Consider the following 345-nt stretch of genomic DNA (forward strand, 5'->3'; position numbering starts at 1 on the left):
TCTTTATTCTCATTTATGCGGAGAATAAAACGACATGTCGTTTCAATTTTCAGCTTGTTCCGGATTGTTAAAGAGCAATATCTTAAACATGACTCGTAAGTCATCTTTAAGATACATCGGTCTGTGTCTTTCACCCACATACCAGCAGCTGGCGTCCCCTAGGGGATTCGAACCCCTGTTGCCGCCGTGAAAGGGCGGAGTCCTAACCGCTAGACGAAGGGGACACATATGTGTCGGCTTCGCAGCCGTTCTGCTCGTTACATTTTCTATCAGACAATCTGTGTGAGCACTTCGCGGGAATGATTCACTTAGGTAAGGAGGTGATCCAACCGCAGGTTCCCCTAC

Annotated in this window: 1 tRNA gene; it reads right to left on the reverse strand. The window is 47.5% G+C overall.

The window, feature by feature from the left end:
• Positions 1 to 149 precede the first annotated feature (149 nt).
• Positions 150 to 224, reverse strand: a tRNA-Glu gene (locus ACSZO1_RS22765).
• Positions 225 to 345: the final 121 nt, after the last annotated feature.

The organism is Erwinia sp. V71 (genome assembly GCF_965644245.1).
Lineage (GTDB): Bacteria > Pseudomonadota > Gammaproteobacteria > Enterobacterales > Enterobacteriaceae > Erwinia.